12 protein-coding genes and 1 pseudogene are annotated in these 18,028 nt (G+C 70.4%); 6 read left to right on the top strand and 7 right to left on the bottom strand.

Annotated features, from left to right (window positions below; all coding sequences use genetic code 11):
* Window positions 1–18 precede the first annotated feature (18 nt).
* Entirely contained in the window at window positions 19–846 is an 828-nt protein-coding gene (locus E8A74_RS34695; RefSeq protein ID WP_136933364.1) for a peptidylprolyl isomerase, read from the bottom strand.
* Between the two features lie 78 nt (window positions 847–924).
* Here E8A74_RS34695 and E8A74_RS34690 point away from each other — a divergent pair, with 78 nt between their 5' ends.
* The gene (locus tag E8A74_RS34690; protein ID WP_136933363.1) at window positions 925–1,551 is read left to right on the top strand and encodes a DUF192 domain-containing protein; all 627 of its coding nucleotides are present in this window, start codon (window positions 925–927) and stop codon (window positions 1,549–1,551) included.
* Window positions 1,552–1,553: 2 nt separating this feature from the next.
* Here the strand turns inward: E8A74_RS34690 and E8A74_RS34685 are convergent, their stop codons facing one another.
* Window positions 1,554–2,036: a hypothetical protein gene (locus tag E8A74_RS34685; RefSeq protein WP_136933362.1), complete on the bottom strand. Its 483-nt coding sequence runs from the start codon at window positions 2,034–2,036 to the stop codon at window positions 1,554–1,556.
* A 167-nt stretch (window positions 2,037–2,203) separates the two neighbouring features.
* On the opposite strand from E8A74_RS34685, the gene E8A74_RS34680 reads away from it, so the two are divergent.
* From E8A74_RS34680 to E8A74_RS34665, 4 genes and pseudogenes are all read left to right on the top strand, one after another.
* Window positions 2,204–3,109, top strand: coding sequence for a lysophospholipid acyltransferase family protein (locus E8A74_RS34680; RefSeq protein ID WP_232379890.1), 906 nt, complete (start codon window positions 2,204–2,206; stop codon window positions 3,107–3,109).
* The gene (locus tag E8A74_RS34675; RefSeq protein WP_136933361.1) at window positions 3,106–4,482 is read left to right on the top strand and encodes a hypothetical protein; all 1,377 of its coding nucleotides are present in this window, start codon (window positions 3,106–3,108) and stop codon (window positions 4,480–4,482) included. The genes E8A74_RS34680 and E8A74_RS34675 overlap by 4 nt, the downstream gene beginning before the upstream one ends.
* 99 nt (window positions 4,483–4,581) lie before the next feature.
* Window positions 4,582–4,767, top strand: a pseudogene (locus tag E8A74_RS34670) (Rdx family protein); the annotation flags it as partial.
* 64 nt (window positions 4,768–4,831) lie between these two features.
* Window positions 4,832–6,412, top strand: coding sequence for a hypothetical protein (locus tag E8A74_RS34665; protein WP_136933359.1), 1,581 nt, complete (start codon window positions 4,832–4,834; stop codon window positions 6,410–6,412).
* 331 nt (window positions 6,413–6,743) lie between these two features.
* Here E8A74_RS34665 and E8A74_RS34660 read toward each other — a convergent pair whose 3' ends face one another.
* A complete protein-coding gene (locus tag E8A74_RS34660) occupies window positions 6,744–9,254 on the bottom strand; it encodes a DUF5916 domain-containing protein (protein WP_136933358.1) in 2,511 nt (836 codons plus the stop codon).
* A 77-nt stretch (window positions 9,255–9,331) separates the two neighbouring features.
* Window positions 9,332–10,384, bottom strand: a complete 1,053-nt coding sequence (locus E8A74_RS34655) for an NAD-dependent epimerase/dehydratase family protein (protein ID WP_232379889.1) — start codon at window positions 10,382–10,384, stop codon at window positions 9,332–9,334.
* A gap of 98 nt (window positions 10,385–10,482) precedes the next feature.
* Between E8A74_RS34655 and E8A74_RS34650 the strand changes: the two genes are divergently transcribed.
* The gene (locus tag E8A74_RS34650) at window positions 10,483–11,415 is read left to right on the top strand and encodes a lysophospholipid acyltransferase family protein (RefSeq protein ID WP_136933357.1); all 933 of its coding nucleotides are present in this window, start codon (window positions 10,483–10,485) and stop codon (window positions 11,413–11,415) included.
* A gap of 33 nt (window positions 11,416–11,448) precedes the next feature.
* Here E8A74_RS34650 and E8A74_RS34645 read toward each other — a convergent pair whose 3' ends face one another.
* From E8A74_RS34645 to E8A74_RS34635, 3 genes are read right to left on the bottom strand one after another with little or no spacing between them, the layout of a single operon-like run.
* Window positions 11,449–16,557, bottom strand: coding sequence for a hypothetical protein (locus E8A74_RS34645; RefSeq protein ID WP_136933356.1), 5,109 nt, complete (start codon window positions 16,555–16,557; stop codon window positions 11,449–11,451).
* Complete coding sequence (locus E8A74_RS34640) at window positions 16,544–17,692, bottom strand: serine/threonine-protein kinase (protein WP_136933355.1); 1,149 nt, start codon at window positions 17,690–17,692, stop codon at window positions 16,544–16,546. Before E8A74_RS34640 ends, E8A74_RS34645 begins: the two co-directional genes overlap by 14 nt.
* Window positions 17,692–17,967 (bottom strand): hypothetical protein, encoded by a 276-nt coding sequence (locus E8A74_RS34635; protein ID WP_136933354.1) that lies wholly within the window; start codon window positions 17,965–17,967, stop codon window positions 17,692–17,694. The genes E8A74_RS34640 and E8A74_RS34635 overlap by 1 nt, the downstream gene beginning before the upstream one ends.
* Window positions 17,968–18,028 lie beyond the last annotated feature (61 nt).

The following is an 18,028-nucleotide window of genomic DNA, read 5'->3' as shown; positions in this document are numbered from 1 at the left end:
GAGATCGCGCAGAAAAGATCACTTCCGGGTGATGGTGACCTTCTTGATGACGGGCGCGGTCTCCGGCTTCTCGCGGACTGTGGGAACGGAGGCGATCTTGTGGACGACGTCCACGGGCGCGCATTCGCCGAAGATCGTGTAGCCGCCGTCGAGGTGGAAGGCTGCCTCGTCCGTGATGAAGAACTGCGCGCTGTTCGTGTTCGGCCCGCGGTTCGCCATGCAGAGGAGGCCCGGACGATCGTGGTTCGCGTCCTCCCATACCTCGTCGGGGATGACGTACCCGGCCTCGCCCGTGCCGTTCTTCTTGGCGTCGCCGCCCTGGATCATGAAGCCCTTGATGATGCGGTGGAAGATCGTCCCGTCGTAGGCCGGCTTCTTCTCCCACTTGCCCTCGGGCGTCTTCCACGGGCGAACGCCGCGCGCGAGGCCGACGAAGTTGGCGACGGTGATGGGGGATTTGTCGTCGAAGAGCGCGCACTCGAGGGTGCCCTGGTCCGTCTCGAGGGTCGCCGTGAGCGCTTTGCCCTCGGGCAGGCCCTTCGTGGCGTCGGCGAGGGTCCACTTGCCCTTGACCGGGTCGTCCTCGCTCGGCTTGACCTCGGCGACGGGCTTGGCCGAGACCTTCTTCTTCGTGGGCTTCGGGAGCTGGATGCGCGGCCGCGAGGTCTTCTCGGTCAGGAGGCCGTTCGTGTCCTTCGCCTGCGTCTGCGCCTCGGGCTTGCGATCGGGCGCCGCCGTGGGCTCGGGCGGGCTCGACTCACAGCCGCTCGCGAAGGCGGCGACGACCAGGGCAGAAGCCGCGGTGAACGCGGCGAAACGAGGACCTTGGAGCGAGGGAAGTTTCATAGGAGATGTTTCTCCTTGCGGCGAGGCGCGGCGAAGGTCAAGCGCGGGCGCGCATCGTGCTACGAAGGGGCACGAGCCATGCCCGCCACGAAGCTCTCCGTCGCCCTGTCGCTCGGGTTTCTGGTCGTCGCCTGCGAGCCGCGCGTCGAGGAGCCGGTGCCGCCCTCACGAGACGCGCGCCCCGCGCCGATCGTGCAAGGACCCGAGGCCCTGGAGAATCACAACGCCAAGGCGCGGTGCATCCACCCGACGGAGGACAAACCCAAGCGCACGCTGGCGCGGACGGGCGCCGATCCGGCGTGCCCGCCGGACGATCTCGCGAAGCCGCCCTTGCTGCGCGAGGGCAAGGTGGTGTTCGTCGACGCGAAGGACGAGGCGGTCGCCGTGGAGATCGCGCAGCGGGAGCACGATCGCGCCCGCGGGCTCATGTACCGCAAGCAGATGGACGAGGCGCGCGGGATGATCTTCGTCTTCGATCGGCGCGAGGTGCACCAGTTCTGGATGCACAACACGTGCATCCCGCTCGACATGCTCTTCGTCGACGACGACGGGACGATCGTGGGGATCGAGGAGAACACGCCGACGATGAACGACTCGACGTTCTCGGTGCCGTGCGCGTCGCGGTACGTGATCGAGGTGAACGCGGGGTACTGCCGGCGGCATGGGGTGCGCGCCGGCCAGAAGGTGCGTCTCGAAGGGATCTAGCGCTAGCTGCAGGAGCCCGCGCCGTCGCAGAGCACGTAGCAGTCGTTGCAGATCACGCACGAGGCGTAGTCGTTGAAGATGCTCGCCCCGGTCGGGTAGCTCGCCTCGCAGTCCGTGTAACAGGCCGAATCGCCGCTCGCGCACCCGTTGGCGCAGTCGAGGAAGTAACCACAATCGAAGCTGTCGACGCAGGCCGCGTACTCCGACGTGCAGAGACCGGTCTCGCGCGAACACGACGAGCACGTGGAGCAGTCGCTCGAGGTCATGTCGCAGATGGTCGTCGGGACGCCGCCGCCGCTGCCACCGCTGCCGCCCGAGCCGCTGCTGCTGCTGCTCGAGCTCGAGCTGGGTCCTGGACCTCCCCAGTCATCGCCTCCCTCGCCGCCTCCGCCGCCCACGCCGCCGGTCGAGCCTGTGGCGCAAGCGAACACGTTGAGCGCGAGAAACGAGCAAGCGATGACGAAGATCGAACGCGCGGACATCATGTCTCCTCCTGCCGCGCGATGGGGCGCGGCGCCGGGGTATCGACGACCTATCGTCGCATGAATTCGAGGAAAAAAGGACGAAGGGGCGAGGCGCGCGACGCCTTTCGAGCCCCCCACAGGGCGCGGGGCTTGGCACGCTTTTGTTGGTTTCGGTATACGAGGAATGCGTGGTTGCTTTCGTCGTTCCACACGAGCCAGTCCCATCCGTCGACGTGCTGAAAGACGGGCTCGCCGCGCTCGCGGAGAAGGCGCGCGTGACGGTGCGCCCGAACGATCTCGCGAGCCGTGATCCGCACTTCATCAAGCGCGCGATGCCGCTCTTGGGGATGTTCTACGACCACTACTTCCGCGCCGAGACGGAGCTCGAAGCGCCCTTCACGGACGGGCCCGCGCTCGTGGTCGGCAACCACAACGCGATGACCGGAACGCCGGACATGTTCTGTCACATGCTCGCGTTCTGGAGGCTTTACTCGCCCGATCGGATCTCGTACGGGCTCATGCACGACGTGCCGTTCCGCTTCCCCGGCGCGGGCGCGTGGCTGAACGCCGCGGGCGCGATCGCGGCGAGCCCCGAGAACGCGGCGCGCGCGCTCGATCGTGGCGCGGCGGTGCTCGTGTTCCCGGGCGGCGACATCGACGCGTGCAAGCCGTTCTCGCGAAGGTACGAGATCGAGTTCGGCAAGCGCCGCGGCTTCGTGCGCACGGCGCTGCGGCACCAGGTCCCGATCGTGCCCGTGGTGAGCGTGGGCGCGCATCACTCGCTCTACATCTGGACCGACGGGCGGCGCATCGCGGAGGCGCTCCGGCTGCCGCTGCTCGCGCGATCGAACGTGGCGCCGATCGGCGTGGCGTTGCCCTGGGGGCTCATCGCCGGCATCCCGCTGCCGCACCTGCCGCCGCCCGTGAAGATCCACACGCGTATCCTCGCGCCGATCCACACCGATCTGCCGCCCTCCGCCGCCGATGATCCCGAGGCGGTGGAGGACCTCTTCGAACGTGTACGGAGCGCGATGCAGCGGACGATGAACGAGCTGAAGCAGCAAGGGCGCCACGGCTGGTTTCCGGCCTCATGAAGGCGCTCGGCCCGCTCGTCGCGCTCTCGATCGGGGCGCTCGTATCCCCGGCCGGCGCCGTCGCCCTAGGTGGCGCGACGCCGTCGCCGGTGGTGCACGAGGACTACCTGATCGTGAGCCACGACGAGGCGAGCGGGCGGCAGCACGTGCTCTTCGCCGCGCGCCTCGCGCCCGCCGCGCCGCGCGTGCTCATGGGCCTGCCGACGCCGAGCACGCCGACGATCGAGCCGCTGCCCAAGCTCGATCTCGCGGCGCTCGTGCACACGCTCGTCGAGCCGTACGAGCGACGCACCCGCGGCCGCGCGCCGGCGCCTCCGGCGGCGTGGGTGCTCGATCGATCGACGCTCTCGGGCTTCGTCGTCGCCCCCTCCGCGGGCGAGCAGCCCTTCGACGCGTCGTGGACGAAGGGCTACGTCGATCGGAATTTTTCGTTCGCCGTGCTCGACGTGGTCACGCCGCCGGGAGGCCCTCTCGAGATCATGACGCCGGCCGCGCACATCTCGTTTGATGCGCCGCGCGTGATCGTCGCGCGCCGCGAGCCGCCGCGCGCGGAGCCACCCGTGGACGAAGCGCAGGAAGGCGCGGCGATCCCGCTCGTGGTGGAGTCGGTGCGCGCCGAGCCGAAGGCCATCGCGCCGAGCAGCGAAGCGATCGCGCGTGTGCTGCGGGCGCGCAGTGGCCCCTTGCTCGACTGCTACGAGACGTTCCTGGAGCGCCGCCCCGGCGAGGCCACGAAGGTGACGATCGAGGCTTCGATCCGGCCGAAGGGCGACACGGCGTCGCTGCGCTCTCCGAGCGAGAAGGGCGAAGAGGCGACACGCGCGTTCGCGACGTGTGTCGTGAAGATCCTGCGCGCACGGCAGTTCCCGCGGACGGACGAGGGCTGGAAGTTCTCCGCGGATCTCGCGTTCAAGCCGCCGCGCACGCCTGCGCGCCGCACGCACCTCGTGCTCGTCGGGTCCTCGCGGTACGTGTGGAAAGATCCGCCCGCATCGGCGCGCCTCCTGCACGATTTCGAGGCGAAACCGGAGGACGTGGCGCGCGCCATGGCGCCCGAGCTCCGCCGCGGGATGGGGCTGCCCGAAGGGAAGCGCTTGTGGATCTCGCACTGGCTCGACCGAGACGTGCGACGCGCGCTCGCCGAGGACGCGCTCTTCGATCGCGAGGATCTGCCCGCGGACGGCGCGCCGGGAACGCTCTCGGCTCCAAGCGGAAAGCCCGAGGTTCGTCCCGCGGCGGAGAGCCCACGCGAGAAGCCGCGCGCCCGTTCACGCTCGAAGCGCACGGAAAACGCCATCGCGGCCGCCGCGGCCCTCGTGTTCACGGTCGCCCTTGCTCTCTGGCTCGCGCGGGACGAACGCCCCTCGGCGTGAAGCGCCCCTTGCGCTCGGCCGCGCCGGCCTCCATGAATTTCCGAGGAGGCGTCCATGAACGTCGTGATCAAGTACTGCCACGTTTGAAACTACAAGCCCCGGGCCGTGAGTTTCGCGGCCGCCATCAAGGATGCGTTCGACGTCGACAGCAAGCTCGAGATCGGAAAGCCCAGTCAGTTCGACGTGATCGTCGACGGCGAGTTGATCTTCTCGAAGCAGTCGGCAGGCCGGTTCCCCGAGCTCCAGGAGGTGCTCGACGCCATGTCGAAGCGCAGGGCGGGCTGAACGCCACGAGCGACAAACGGGGCGCGGCTTGACGGCCGTGCGTCGATGAGGTCCCCTATCTCGGATGCGCCGCTCCCTCGCGCTTCCCTTCCCTGCCCTGCTCCTCGCGCTCGCCGCCGGGTGCGGTGACCCCGACACCTTCGTCCCGGATATCCCCGGGTTCAGCGGTCCGGCGGGCGTCGTCGAAGGAACGCTGACCTACACGGGTCCGCCGCCGTGCACGGAGAAGGGCCACGTCGTCGGCGCGGCCCTCGTGCTCGCGTTCGACAAGCGCCTGCTGCCGCCGCCCTCAGGCCTCGGCACGGGCGCCGCGAGCCTCGACGCGATCCCGGGCGACGTGCTCTTCGCGAGCATCCGCGACAAACTCGTCTTCGACAAGGACGGCAAGCTCCGCTGCCCCGACGCCTCGGCGCCCAACGTCACCGCGAGCGGGACGTGGACGATCGCGCCGCTGAGCGGCGGGACGTACCAGTTCCGCGGGTTCTACGATCGCGACGGCGATTTCAACCCGGCCTTCTCCATCTCGAACCTGCCGACGGCCGGCGACGTGGGCGGCGGCGCGATCGACAACGCCGCCGAGGTGCTCATGGGCGCAGCGCCGCGGTACACGGAGGTCAACATCGGCGAGCCCGACGGGAACGGAAACCTCGTGATCCCGGCCGTCGGCGTGCGTGTGCTCGGCGTGGGCGTGACGCTCGGGCAGGTGCTCCCGCTCGAACGCCCCGTGTTCTACCCGTCGGCCGTGGCCGACAGCGTCGCGGGCAACACGGATCCGCGCAAGGTGGTGGTGCCGTCGGACTTCGAGTTCGCGACGTTCCCGCCGACCGACACGTCATTCATCCGCATCACGCTCACGGCCGGCGTGGATCCGACCGAGGTCGACGCCGCCGCGCTCACGCCGTTCTTCCTGCCCGTGAAGGACCCGGCGGCGACGCTCTACATGGCGGTCGAGGACGTGAACGGCGACGGCCTGCTCAACAACGAGGATCACGTGGTCGAGTCGGTGAACGTGCCGCAGCTCTACCCGACCTCGGTCTTCTCGAAGATCAACGCGCCCCGGCTCGCGAACGACAAGCGCATCGAGACGCAGTCGCGGCCGCGCGTGATCATGCAGGGTCTGACGCTCCTCAAGAACCTCCTGCTCACGTCGACGAAGCTGCCGCCCGCGATGCCGGACCCAATGAACCCGGTGCCGCCGTTCCAATCGGCCGAGCCCGAGGTGACGGTCGCAGTGCGGCCAGCCGCGTTGTGCATCGATCCGGTCGATCCGTCGAAGAAGGGCGTGTTCGTGCTGAGCCGCAAGACGGCCGCGGACGGGACGGCGATCATCGCCGACGAGGAGGCCTTGAAGCAGAGCCTCGCGGCGCGCTTCGGCCGCCCCTTCGACATCGTCTACGGCTGCCTGCCGGAAGGGCAGTACTCGATGAACCTCGTCTACCCGACAGGACAGGCGTGGAGCGTGCCGAACGAGGCCGGCGTGTGCGCGCTGGCCGAGCCGCAGACGTCCGACGGCAAGACATGCAAGGCCGTGACGAACGCGCGCCCGCGGCTCGTGTCGCAAGACGCGATGCTCATCGTGGGCGCGCCGAACGATGCCGCATACTGCAAGGCGAACCCGACGCCCACGGCCTGTACGGGGCTCTGAGGCGTAGCGCTGGGGCGTTGCCCCAGGCCCCAGCAGGGGCTGTCCGCCCCTGCACCCGGACCAGCGAGGCGCTGGACCCAGGGTTGAAAAACTGCGCTCCGCGCAGTTTTTCAAACAGGCCGACGAAGAAGCCGGGTTGCCAATCGAACCAGCAGCGCGGCTGTCTTGGTTGGCAATGCCGCTGCAGGTCTTGACCGGGCCTGTTCGATGAACTGCGCACCGCGCAGTTCATCGATCCTGGGTCCAGCCCCTGGCTGGTCCGGGGTCGAGGGGGCGGACAGCCCCCCGCGGGGTCCGGGGCAGCGCCCCGGGCGCGGGGCGCCTGTGAAAGCTAGCCCCACCAGTACGATAGTTTGGCCAGCAACGTCTCCTCGGAGGCGCGTGGGCCGAGCCAGCCGAAGTCGAAGCCCGCGCCGCGGCGAGCGAGGGGCGCGCGTCCGTCGCCTTGCGCGTGCGTGTAGACGAGGAACAAGGTCGAGCCGAGGCGGTACTCCCAGCGCAGGACGATGTTCGCGTTGATCGAGCCGCCCTCCCAGTCCGGATCGTCGTCGAGTGGCGTCCCGAGCGGCGAGAGTTCTGCGAGGCGCGCGACACGGCCCGCCCCGCGCGCCTTCGAGAGGGTGAGGTCGTGGAAGCTCTGCGCTTCGAGGAAGGCCTGCGCGTAGGCCTGCAGCGAGAGCCGTGGCGAGAACGTGTACGTCGCGCGCATCGTGAGCCCGAGGCTCTGCGCCCGCAGCCGGCCGAAGACGTGGCCCGCGCCGATCGTCGTGACGTAGCGCGGCTCGCCGCGCGTGTAGAGGAAGGTCGGGATCAGATCGAGATCGAGCTGCGGCAGGATGCGCAGGGACAAACGGCCGTCGGCCTCCACGTTGAGGCCGGTCTCGATGCCCTGCACCATCACCCACGCCTCGCCGTTGACGACACGCCGGCCGTCGGTCGCGATCCAGAGCTCGCCGCCGAAGAGCGGCGCGCGTTCGAGCGCCGTGCCGTCGCCGACCTCGCGATCGTCGAACCGCGAGGGTTTGGCGTGGATTCCGGCGAAGGTCTCCCAGAAGTTCGCCCAGCGCGTGTAGTTGCCGAGCAAGAGCATGCGCTCCTGCGTGAGCCAGTCGAGCGTGTCGCGCTCGACCACGTCGATGGTCGTCTGCGTTTCGAGCGTCACCCACCACGGATCGAGCGTCCGGTAGCCGACGGACGCGGTGAACGCGTGGAGGTTCTGCCGCTGCATGTAGCCGACGTCGTTGTAGTCGACCTTGCGGCCATGCCCGGCGTACTCGGCGTTGAAGGTCCAGTGCTTGCCGCCCTCCTTCGCGACACGCGCCTGCACCGCAGGGCCGATGTCGCCGGAGGAGACGACGGTGCCGTCGGGCAGCGTGCGCGGCGGGCCGTCGTGCACGAGCGAGGCGACGGCCTGTCCGCTGATCACGTAGTCGCCGCCCGGCGAACGAAAGCGGCCGTCGACACCTGCGACGTAGGCGTCGTGGAAGCAACGAGCGCCGTGCGCAACGACCTGTTCCTTCGGGCAAAGCACGCGCGCGCGGCCGCTGCCGGGAGCGGGCGCGACGGTGGGGTACACGGTTGGTGTTTCGAAGCGGCTCTTCGCGGTGGCCATGAAGCCGAGCGAGGCGCGCGAGCCGAAATCCTTGCGGAGCCGGAGGACCTTGAACGCGGCGAGGGGCTCGGCGACACGCGAGGCGAAGCTGCCGTCGGCGCGCTTCACGTTCACGAGGACGGGCGCGGTGACGCCGAGCAGCTCGAACGCCGACACGCCCTCCGCGAGCTCGCCCGAGAGTTTTGCTGCGGCGTACACCGTGGCCGGGGACGACGAGCCCACGGTCTCCTCGTCGTCTCGTACGGCCGGCATGCCCGGCGCGCGGCCGATCCTGCGCGTGTAGACGAGCTTGAAGGGCGTCGCGAGGTTGTCCGCGCCCTCCAGGAAAAACGGCCTGCGCTCCGGGAAAAACCGCTCGAAGTTGCTGAGGTTGAGGATGACCTGATCGGCCTCGACCTGGCCGAAGTCCGGAAAGATCGTGGCGTCGAGCGTGAGGCTCTGCGAAGGATGCCACTTGAGATCGAGCCCCGCCGAGCCCGCGGGGAAGACGCTCGCGCCGCGGATCTCGGCCTCGCTCTCGCTGTAGCGGAGGGCGCCGACGAGGAAGGGGCGGAGCTCGAGCGAGGCCTTGGGTCGGAGGCCGGAGAGGCCGTCGAGCTTGCCGTACCGCGACACCTCGCCGCCCGCGTCGCGAGGGATGAACGTCCACTCGTCGAGCTCCTGGAGCATCGACACGCGGCGCCGGACTTGCAGGCCGAAGCTCTGCGAGGGCAGGTCGCGAAAGCGCAGGATACGGAGCGGGATCTTGAACTCGGCCGACCAGCCGTGCGTGGTGCGCGTGGTGCGCGCGTCCCAGATCTCGTCCCACTCGCGCGAGAGCTCGGTGTCGTTGAAGCGGAGCGCGTCGGAGAGGACGCCGGCCGCGTTGACCTCGAACTCGAGCGCGCTCCTGCCATCGCCGCGCGTGTCGAGCGTGACCGTGACGGCGTCGGCCTCGACCTGCCTGTCACGCCGCGTGAGGCGCGCGATGATCTCGTCGTTCGTCTGCTCGCAGTCGATGCCGACGTAGACGGCCTCGTCGTCGTACACGACGCGCACGAGCGTGCGGTGGCGCGGCTTCTCGCCGGGCGTGGGGAGCTTCTGCGTGAAGGCGTCGCTGCCCTTGGCGTGCTTCCAGGCGAGCTCGTCGAGGCGGCCGTCGAGGACCGGCGGCGTGGAGACACGCGTCGCGGTGAGGTGCGGCGTGGCCGCCTGGGTGGTCACCGCGAGGAGCGCGGGCAAGAGAGACATGGCGGGAGATGGACGCCGAGCGTACCACCGCGTGACACCCGGACGAACGACGGAAGCGTGCACGCATCCGCGGCGCCTCAGAAGACGTCGTCGATCGCGGCGACGGTCTGCGTGATGTCGTGTCTGTGCGCGTAGTCGAGATCGGTTCGCGCGCGCGTATCGTCGACCATGCACACGTAACGGATGTGATCGATCTCGGGCGCGGGGAACGAGGTGGCCCGGTACTGCCAGAGCTTACGGACGACGCCCTGCGCGATCCCGTGGGGAACGGCGACGCGCGTGCGTCCGGTCATGCCGACGAGGCGCGACAAGGGCAAAGGCGGCGGGCCCGCGATGTTGTAGATGCCGCGCGCGCCGGGCATGAGCGCGCGCGCGATGGCGCTGACGACGTCGTCCTGGTGGATGACCTGCACCATCGGATCGAAGCCGAGCAACGTGGGGATGACGGGCAGGCGCAGGTAGTTCGAAGGCGCGTTTCGCACGGCGCCGAGGATGTGGACCGGCCGGAGGATCACGGTCTCGGTGCGTGGCCTCTTCCAGAAGAACGATTGCGCGAGCATGTCGACCTCGATGAGGTCGCGGATCTCGCTGAACGAAGCGCCGCCGAGCAGCGGCGCGTCCTCCGTGAGGAATTGGGGGTTGTCCGGGCGCGGGCCGTAGACGTTGGCGCTCGAGAGCACGACGAGCTTGGGGACGTCGTAGTGCGCGACGTACTCGAGCAGGCGCTGCAGGCCGACGACGTTCCAACTGTGGTGCTCGGCCTGGTCCACGCGCGGATCGTGCATGACGCCGAGGTGCACGACCGCAGCGATGCGCTCGTGGCGGAAGACGTCCTGCGTCTTCTTGCGGCGGATGTCGACCTGGTGGTGGACGATGTCCTTTGGTTTGTCTTCGAACGATCGACGATCGATGCCGATCACCGGCCGCTCGCGATGCAAGTGCCGAGCGAGCCTGCGCCCGAGCCGCCCGCAGATGCCCGTGATGAGCACCGGCAAATGCGAACGATCACTCTCCACGCTCGGCTCGCGCGAAGAGTCCACATCCACGCTCACGCTCGCCCTGCGCGGCGGCCGCATCGTGAGCCGCGGCGCGACGAGTATCGCCTCGCCTCCCCCGTTCGTCACACGCATCCCCCCAATCCCCAACGTTCACCGTGAAGCTCGGGAGCACGTCACGTCAAGCACTTCGCGTCGTGCTGCGATGCACTCGGTTTGCTACGTTCGCATGCATGCTGGATGGAGCAGCGCGCACCCTCGGCAGGCTCTCGACCTTCACGACACGCGAGGCCCTGCCGATCGCGCGTTCGGCCTTCGGCGTCGCCCGAGACGGAATCGACGAGCTCGGCATCAAGCTGCTCGGTCGCGACTTCGAAGAGCGCCTGCGTCGCGTGCCGATCCCCTTGAGCGGCGGCGGCGTCGATCCCTTCGGGCTCGATCCTTCCTGGGCGAAGTACGCGATCGGCGGCGCGGCGTTCTTCCACCGTTTCTACTTCCGCACGATCGTCAGCGGGATCGAGCGCGTGCCCGCGTCGCGCGTGCTGCTCATCGCGAACCACTCGGGGCAGATCCCGATGGACGGCGTGATCATCGCGGCCTCGATGTTCCTCGACGCGGAGCCGCCGCGCATCGTGCGGAGCATGGTGGAGAAGTGGTCGCAGACGTTGCCGTTCGTCTCGACGTTCTTCTCGCGCGTGGGGCAGGTCGTCGGCGTGCCCGAGAACGCGCGGCGGCTGCTCGAGCTCGGCGAGGCGATCCTCGTGTTCCCCGAGGGCGTGCGTGGCGTGACGAAGACGTTCGCCGAGCGCTACAAGCTCACGGACTTCGGGCTCGGCTTCATGCGCCTCGCGCTCGAGACGAACACGCCGATCGTGCCCGTGGCCGTCATCGGCGCCGAGGAGCAGTACGTCTCGCTCGGCAACCTCCACCGCGTGGCGAAGACGCTGCACTTGCCGAGCTTCCCGATCCTGCCGCAGCTCCTCTTGCCCGGCGGAGTCCTCCCCTTGCCCACGCGCTACAGGCTCTCGTTCGGCGAGCCCATGCGCTTCGACGGCGATCCCGACGACGACGACGCGATCATCGAGGAGAAGGTCCTCCGCGTGAAGGCGACCATCCAGTCGATGCTGAACCGCGGGCTGAAGGAGCGGAAGTCGGTCTTCTGGTGAGGCAGGGGCGGCGGGACCGCCCCCTCGCGTGGATCAGGATTCGTCGTCGAGCAGCTCGGCCTCTTCGAGCTCTTCGCCCGGAGCAGGCTGCGCGGCGGGCGGCTGCGCCTGCTGCGCGTACGCCTGCTGCTGCTGCGCGTACGCCTGCTGCTGCGCGTAGTACGCCGCGTACGCCTGCTGCTGCGCGTACGCCTCTTCCGGCGTCTGCGCGGGCTGCTGCTGTGCGGCCTGCTGCTGCGCGTACGCCTGCTGCTGCGCGTAGTACGCCGCGTACGCCTGCTGCTGCGCGTACGCCTCCGGCGTCTGCGCGGGCTGCTGCGCGTAGGCCTGCTGCTGCGCGTGCGGATCGACGTATGCAGGGGCTTGCTCGGCCTGGACGTACGCCGGAGGCGCGACCATCGCCGGAGGCGCAGGCAGATCCGCCGCAGGCGCGAGGGGCGTCGGCTCGTTGTCGGTCGGGGCCTGCCACGCCGGAGGCGCGGACGGCGTCGCGACCGCAGGCGGCGGCGCAGACGGCGGCGGGACCGCAGCCGGCGGCGGGACCGACGGAGCCGCGTATGCAGGCGGCGGCGGCGTGGACGCACGGGCGTACGCGGGCGGCGGCGGCGTGGACGTACGGGTGTACGCGGGCGGCGGCGCAGAGGGCCCTGCGCCGGCGGGCGGCGGCACCGAGGCCATCGTCGAGCGCGGCGGCGTACGCTTGAGCTTGCCGGTCTTGGCGCGCTCGAGGCCCGCAGTCGCCTCGGCGTCGCCGGCCTTCATGCGCAGGACACGGCGCCAGGCGTCGGCCGACTCGCGCGCGTCGCCGAGCTCTTCCTCCCAGATCCGCGCGACCTTGCGCGCGAGCTCGGCGCGGACGGCGGGATCACGGCCGCGGAGGATCTGATCCTCGTAGAGCTGGATCATGCCGCGGTGATCACCGAGCTCGGTGAGCAGGTTCGAGAGCTCGTTCATCACGTCCTGATCGGCAGGCGACAGGTCGTGGAGCTTCTTGAAGTCGACGCCCGCGCCCTTCTTGTCGTTCAGCGCGTCGCGGCGGAGGCGCGCGCGGCGCTGCAGGAGCTTGCGGACGAGCGGGCCGTCGAAGACCTCTTCGAGCGCGCGCGTGAGCGTCGCCTCGACGCGCGGCAGATCATTGAGCTCGCGGCCGAGCGCTTCGAGCGCGTCGAGCGAAGCGTCGTCGACATGCGTGACGATCGCGTCGCCGATCCATTTGAAGGCGCGCTCGACGTCGCCGAGCGCGCGGTGCGCGATCGTCGCGGCGCGCCGGAGGAGCGCGCTCTTCGTGCGCCCGCCGTCGCGCGAGCCCTGGCCGCCGCCGGCGAGCGCCTCGGCCAGGATGCGGCGCAGGCCCGTGCCGCCCGCGCGCTCGTCGCCCGCGGCCGCCGCCGCTTCGAGCGCGCCGAGCGTCTCTTCCTGGACGCCCGCGCTGAGCGCGAGCTCGAAGAAGCTGCGCGCGCGATCGTTCGCGCCACGCTCGGCGGCGACCTGCGCCGCGCGCGCGAGCGCCGTGAGCCGATCCGCCGGCAAACGGCAACGCCCGACCTGACGCTCGTACACGTCGATGAGCTGCGTGACGTCGGGCGCGAGCGCCGCGAGTCGCGCGAGCAAGGGCTCGACCTCGCCCGGCGGGACGCTGGCCAGCGCGCCCTCGCCGTGCTGGATGGCCTCGTTCGCGGGCACGGAGGCGGCGATCTGCACCTCGGCCTGCCGGACCATCTCGGCCGCGCGGCCCGCGCCCGAGACGTCCTTCGCGAGCAGGTCGTGCGCGACGCCGAGGGCGTCGAGATCCTTCAGCTTGATCGCGAGCTGCTCGAGCTGCTCGGCGAGCCCGCGATCGGCGCCGCGCGAGCGCGCGAGCTCCATGGCCACGCGCGCCGCGTCCGCTTCACGCCCGACCTCGACGAACCGTTCGAACGCGCCGCGGAGCGCCTCGTTCCGGGCCGGGCCCGTGCCCGACTCGTTCCACGAGACGAGCTTCGACGCGACGAGCCCCTTCCATCCGAGTTTGTCACCGAGCTCGACGTACGCGCGCCGGCACGGCTCGTCGCCCGTCTCGGCGACCTTGTCGAGCGCCGCGAGCGCCTCGTCGCCGCGGCCGAGTTTGTCGAAGAGGATGTCCGCGACCCTCCGGGTCATGCGGGAGAGCTCCTCCTCGTCGCCCTCGACCTCGACCAGGATCTGCAGGAAGTGCGCGACGCGCGGCCAATCCTCGACCTCGGCGCAGAGCCGCTCGAGCCGGCCGATCGCGTCGAAGTCCTCCGCGTCGGCCGCGTGCACGATCTCGAGCGCGCGGATCGCGCCGCGCGGATCGGAGAGCTGGCCCTCGTAGATCTGCGCGAGGCGCTGCGCGAGCTCGACCTTCTGCTCGCCCTCGGCGAGCACGACCTCGCGTTCGAGCGCCGCGGCCGCGCCTTGCGGGTTGTTCCGCCGCTCTTCGAGGTTTGCGATCGCCGCGAGCGCGACGCGGCTCTTGGGATCGAGCGACTTCAGGATCCCCTCGTACCGCTCGATCGCGCCGTCCACGTCGTCGAGCCCTTCGGCCAGGATGCTCGCCTCACGCAGCGCGTGGTTGAGTTTGTCGGCCGGCGCCTTCGTGATCCCGCCGAGCCTCCGGAGCAGCTCCACGCACTCCTGGTGATCGCCGCGCTGCGCCGCGTCCTCGACGAGCAGCGCGAGCGCGCCCTCGTCGTCACCGTCGGACAGCACGAGCAAGAGGCTCTCACGCGCACCCTCGTTGTCACCGAGCGAGCGCTGCACCTCGGCCGCCGCGCGCCGCGACGCCACGCGCTTGCCGCGATCGGAGAGTTTTTCCGCGCGCCCGAGCAAGAGGTGCACGAGATCCGGCAGCCGCCCGGCCGCGCGGTATTGCTCCTCGAGGCCCTGCACGTACGCGTCGTTCGTCGGGTCGATCTCGGAGGCGCGCTCCAGCCGGATCACCGCGCCCGGCGCATCCCCCGCCTTGAGGAAGAGATCCGCCGCCTGCGCGAGCAGCGTCGCTTGTTGCTTGCCGTCGGCGAGCTCGGCGCGCTGCTCGATCGCGTTCGCCGCATCGGCGATGCGGCCCGCAGCCGTGTACGCCTTCTCGGCCTGCTCCCAAATCTTCGCCTGCTTGCCGAGCTCCGCGGCCTCGGCAAATGCGTCGCCCGCGGCGCCGGCATCGTTCAGCTTGAGCCGCAGCTCGCCTAGCTTTTGCAAGAGCCCGGCGCGCGTGTTCGGGTCCGTGAACCCGCTCATGTTGTCCGCGATGGCCTGCGCCGCGAGGTCGAGCCGCTCGCCCTTCTCGTAGAGCTTGACGGCCGTGTTCACGGCCGCCTCGTCCTCCGGCACGAGCGACGCGATCCGCGTCCACACCTCGGCCGCGGCCACCGGATCCTTGCGCTTCGCCTCGTGCAGGCCCGCGAGCTTCTTCTCGATCGCGAGCTTCTGCTCCGTGTCGGGCGTGCTCATCGCGTCCTGCTCGAGCACGGTCGCGAGGTCGTCCCACTTCGTCGCGCGCTCGAGCAACCTGCGGAGCTGATCACGCGCCTGCTCGTCGCCGCGATCGATCTGGCAGAGCTGCTTCCACGCCGCGATCGCCGTGTCGATGTCGCGGAGCTGCGACTCGCACATGCCGGCCACGTCGCGGAGCTGCGCCTTGCGCGTCTCGGGCGAGACCGTCGGCACGCGCGACGCCGCGAGCAGCACGTCGCGGAGATCCGCGAACATACGCTTCTGCCGCAGGTACTCCTCGACCCACGAGAGCGCCTCGGAGTTCGCCGGATCGATCTTCAGCGCCTCGCGGTACTTCGTGTACGCCTGCGGCTTGCGGCCCTTCTGCGCCTCGGCCGAAGCCTCCTCCAGGAGCGCGTGCACATCCCCCGCCGGCACCGCCGCCTGCGCTTGCATCGCGACGACCGAAGGCGAGGGCGCGCGCCCCTCGGACGCGGGCGCGGCCGCCGGGGGCTGCGCGGGTTGCGCAGATTGCGGGGGCTGCGCGGGCTGCGCGGCTGCGGGCGGTTGCGAGGGCTGCGCGGCGGACACGGGCTGCGCGGGTTGCACCGGCTGCACCGGCTGCGGCGCGGCGGGCGCGGCTTGCGCCGCGGGCTGCGGCGGCGGCGGCGGTTGCGCGTTGCCCACCTTCATCCGCGCCACGTTCGCCATGAACCCGTTCGGGTTCGCCTTCAAGTACGCCGCGTACTGCGGACCGAGCTCCCCCGTACGACCGAGCAGCGCCCCGAAGTGATCCGCGAGCTGCATCGCGCGGTCGTGCCCCGGCGACGCGCCGAGCGCCGACAACGAGTACGAGAGCCCGTACTCCCCGTCGTACGTCTCCGCGAGCTGCACGAAGATCGCCGCCGTCTCGTCGCGCTCCGGCTGCGGCACGTTCTCGCCCGCGTTGATGCGCTCGAGCACGCTCACGCCGAGCTCCTGCGTCAACGCAACGTCGGTCGGACGCACCGCGCGCGCCGAGCGCAGCGCCTGCGTCGCGCCCGGCATGTCGCCCGCGCGCTTGCGGATGTCGGCCTCGTCTCGGTAGAGCGCGAGCTTGCGCTCGGGATCCTCGGCGATGGCCTGCTCCATCGCGAAGTACGGGATCGCCTCCGCGTACTGCTGCTGCGCCTTCAAGATCTCGCGCGCCGCGTAGATCGCATACACGTTGCGCGGATCGAGCTCGGCGACCTTGCGCCAGTTCTCCACCGCGCGCTCGGGCCGCGCGAGCTGCGGCTCGCTCCACATCCGCCCAAGCTCCTCGTGCAGCTTGAGGAGCATCGCGCGCACCTCCGGCTTGGCTGCCGCGGGCGCGAGCCCCTTCGCTTGCCGCTCGTAAAGCTGGACGAGCGACATGACGTCGCCCTTTTCGCGAAACATCTGCACGAGCCGCTCGGCCGAGCGATGCATCGGATCCTTGTCGACCGCGAGCATCAACGTGCGCACGGTGTTGTTCATGTCGCCGAACGCCGCTTGCCAGACGTTCGCGGCCTCGCTCAGCCAATGTGCGCCGTAGGCGGGATCCGGCGTCTGCGTGCCGACGCGCTCGAGCAACATGGCGTACGAGCGAGGGTCCTGCGCGCCTGCACGATGCGCGTACGCGAGCGCCTCCTGATCGTGAGGGTTCGCGAGCAGGCGCTGGACGAGCATTTCGATTTCACGAGGATCCATCGTTGTCCGTGCGCGAAGGTACACGGCTCTCCGGGCGCCGTACAACCGCTTCGCGCCCGTCCGCTGCATGCCGCGCCGCGCCGGGCCCCGCGCCTTGGGCGCACGCCTCCTCGAGGGCCTCGATGAACGCCCGCGCGCTCTCCGGCCGATCCTCCGGCCGCTTGCAGAGCGCCCGCACCACGAGGTCCGACAAGGCGCGCGGGATCCCCGCCTCCGGCGCAGCCTCGCGAGGCGCGATCGGCGGCTCGTGCACGTGTTTGGCCATCACCCGCGCCGCGTCCCGCTCGACGAACGGGGGCCTGCCCACGAGCATCTGGTAAAGGAGCGCGCCCACCGCATACAGATCGCTGCGCGCATCGACCGGCTCCCCGAGCGCCTGCTCCGGCGACATGTACCGAGGCGTACCGACAGGACCCCCCCCGCACCCGAGCGCGTCGTTCGGGTCGCGCGGCGAGGGCCCGAGGTCGGCGAGCCCGAAATCGAGCAGCTTGGCCCCCTCGGCCCCTCCGCCGAGGCGGGCAATGAACACGTTGTCCGGCTTCAGATCCCGGTGGACGATCCCCTTCTCGTGCGCCTCGGCGAGCGACGTGAGCGCATGCGTCCCGAGCCGCGTCGCCTCCACGATCGAGAGCCGCCCTTCCCGCCGCAGCCGGACGCCGAGCGGCTCGCCTTCGAGCATCTCCATCACGAGGAACCGCGACACCGTGGGCGAGACGAGCGCGTCCTGCCCGCCGTGCACGACCTCCCCCACGTCGAGCACCTGCACCGTGTGCGGGGATCGCAGCATCGCGAGGACCCGCGCCTCCCGATCGAGCCGCGAGAGCGCCCGCGCGCCGAGCCCCCGATCCCCACGAAACACCTTCACCGCGACGTCCTGCCCCCGCGCCGCGTCCCACGCTCGGTACACCGCCCCCATCGAGCCCGCGCCCATCCGACCGAGCACCACGTACCGCCCCGCGATCGTCGTCCCGAGGAACGGATCTCCATCCGCGTCGGCGAGGACCGCCGCGGCGACGAGCGCGAGCCCGTCGCGCGGGCAAAACACGGGCTCCGTCGTCTCGACGGGCGCAGGCTTCGGGTCGCGGCAGCGCGGGCAAACGAGCCCGGTCAAGGACCGAAGCGAGGGCCTTCCCATCAGCGAAGCTTGCAGGCGTAGTCGCCCACCATCACGAATGCGCGCCGGCAGACCACGTCCACCGTCCGCTTCGGCGTCACCATCTCGAACGTCTGCCCGAACGGCGTCCGCTCGTGCCGCGTCACCTGCGCGCGGCAATTCGGCCCCTGCTCCCCACACGCCACGGCCGCGGCTGCGCGCTCGACCTCGCTGTTGTCCGACATCACGTTCACCGCGGCGGAGACGCTGAACAAGACGCAGAGGACGAAGATCGAGATCTGCCCGGCGCGCTTCATGGCGGCGCATCCTAGCAGCGGAGGGAAGCCTCGCGCCCGAGATCCGAAGCCGCAGCGCGCG

Source organism: Polyangium fumosum, assembly GCF_005144585.1.
Taxonomy (GTDB): Bacteria; Myxococcota_A; Polyangia; order Polyangiales; family Polyangiaceae; genus Polyangium; species Polyangium fumosum.
Note: the sequence above shows the minus strand (reverse complement) of the source record. Positions and strands in the feature narration are given on the sequence as shown.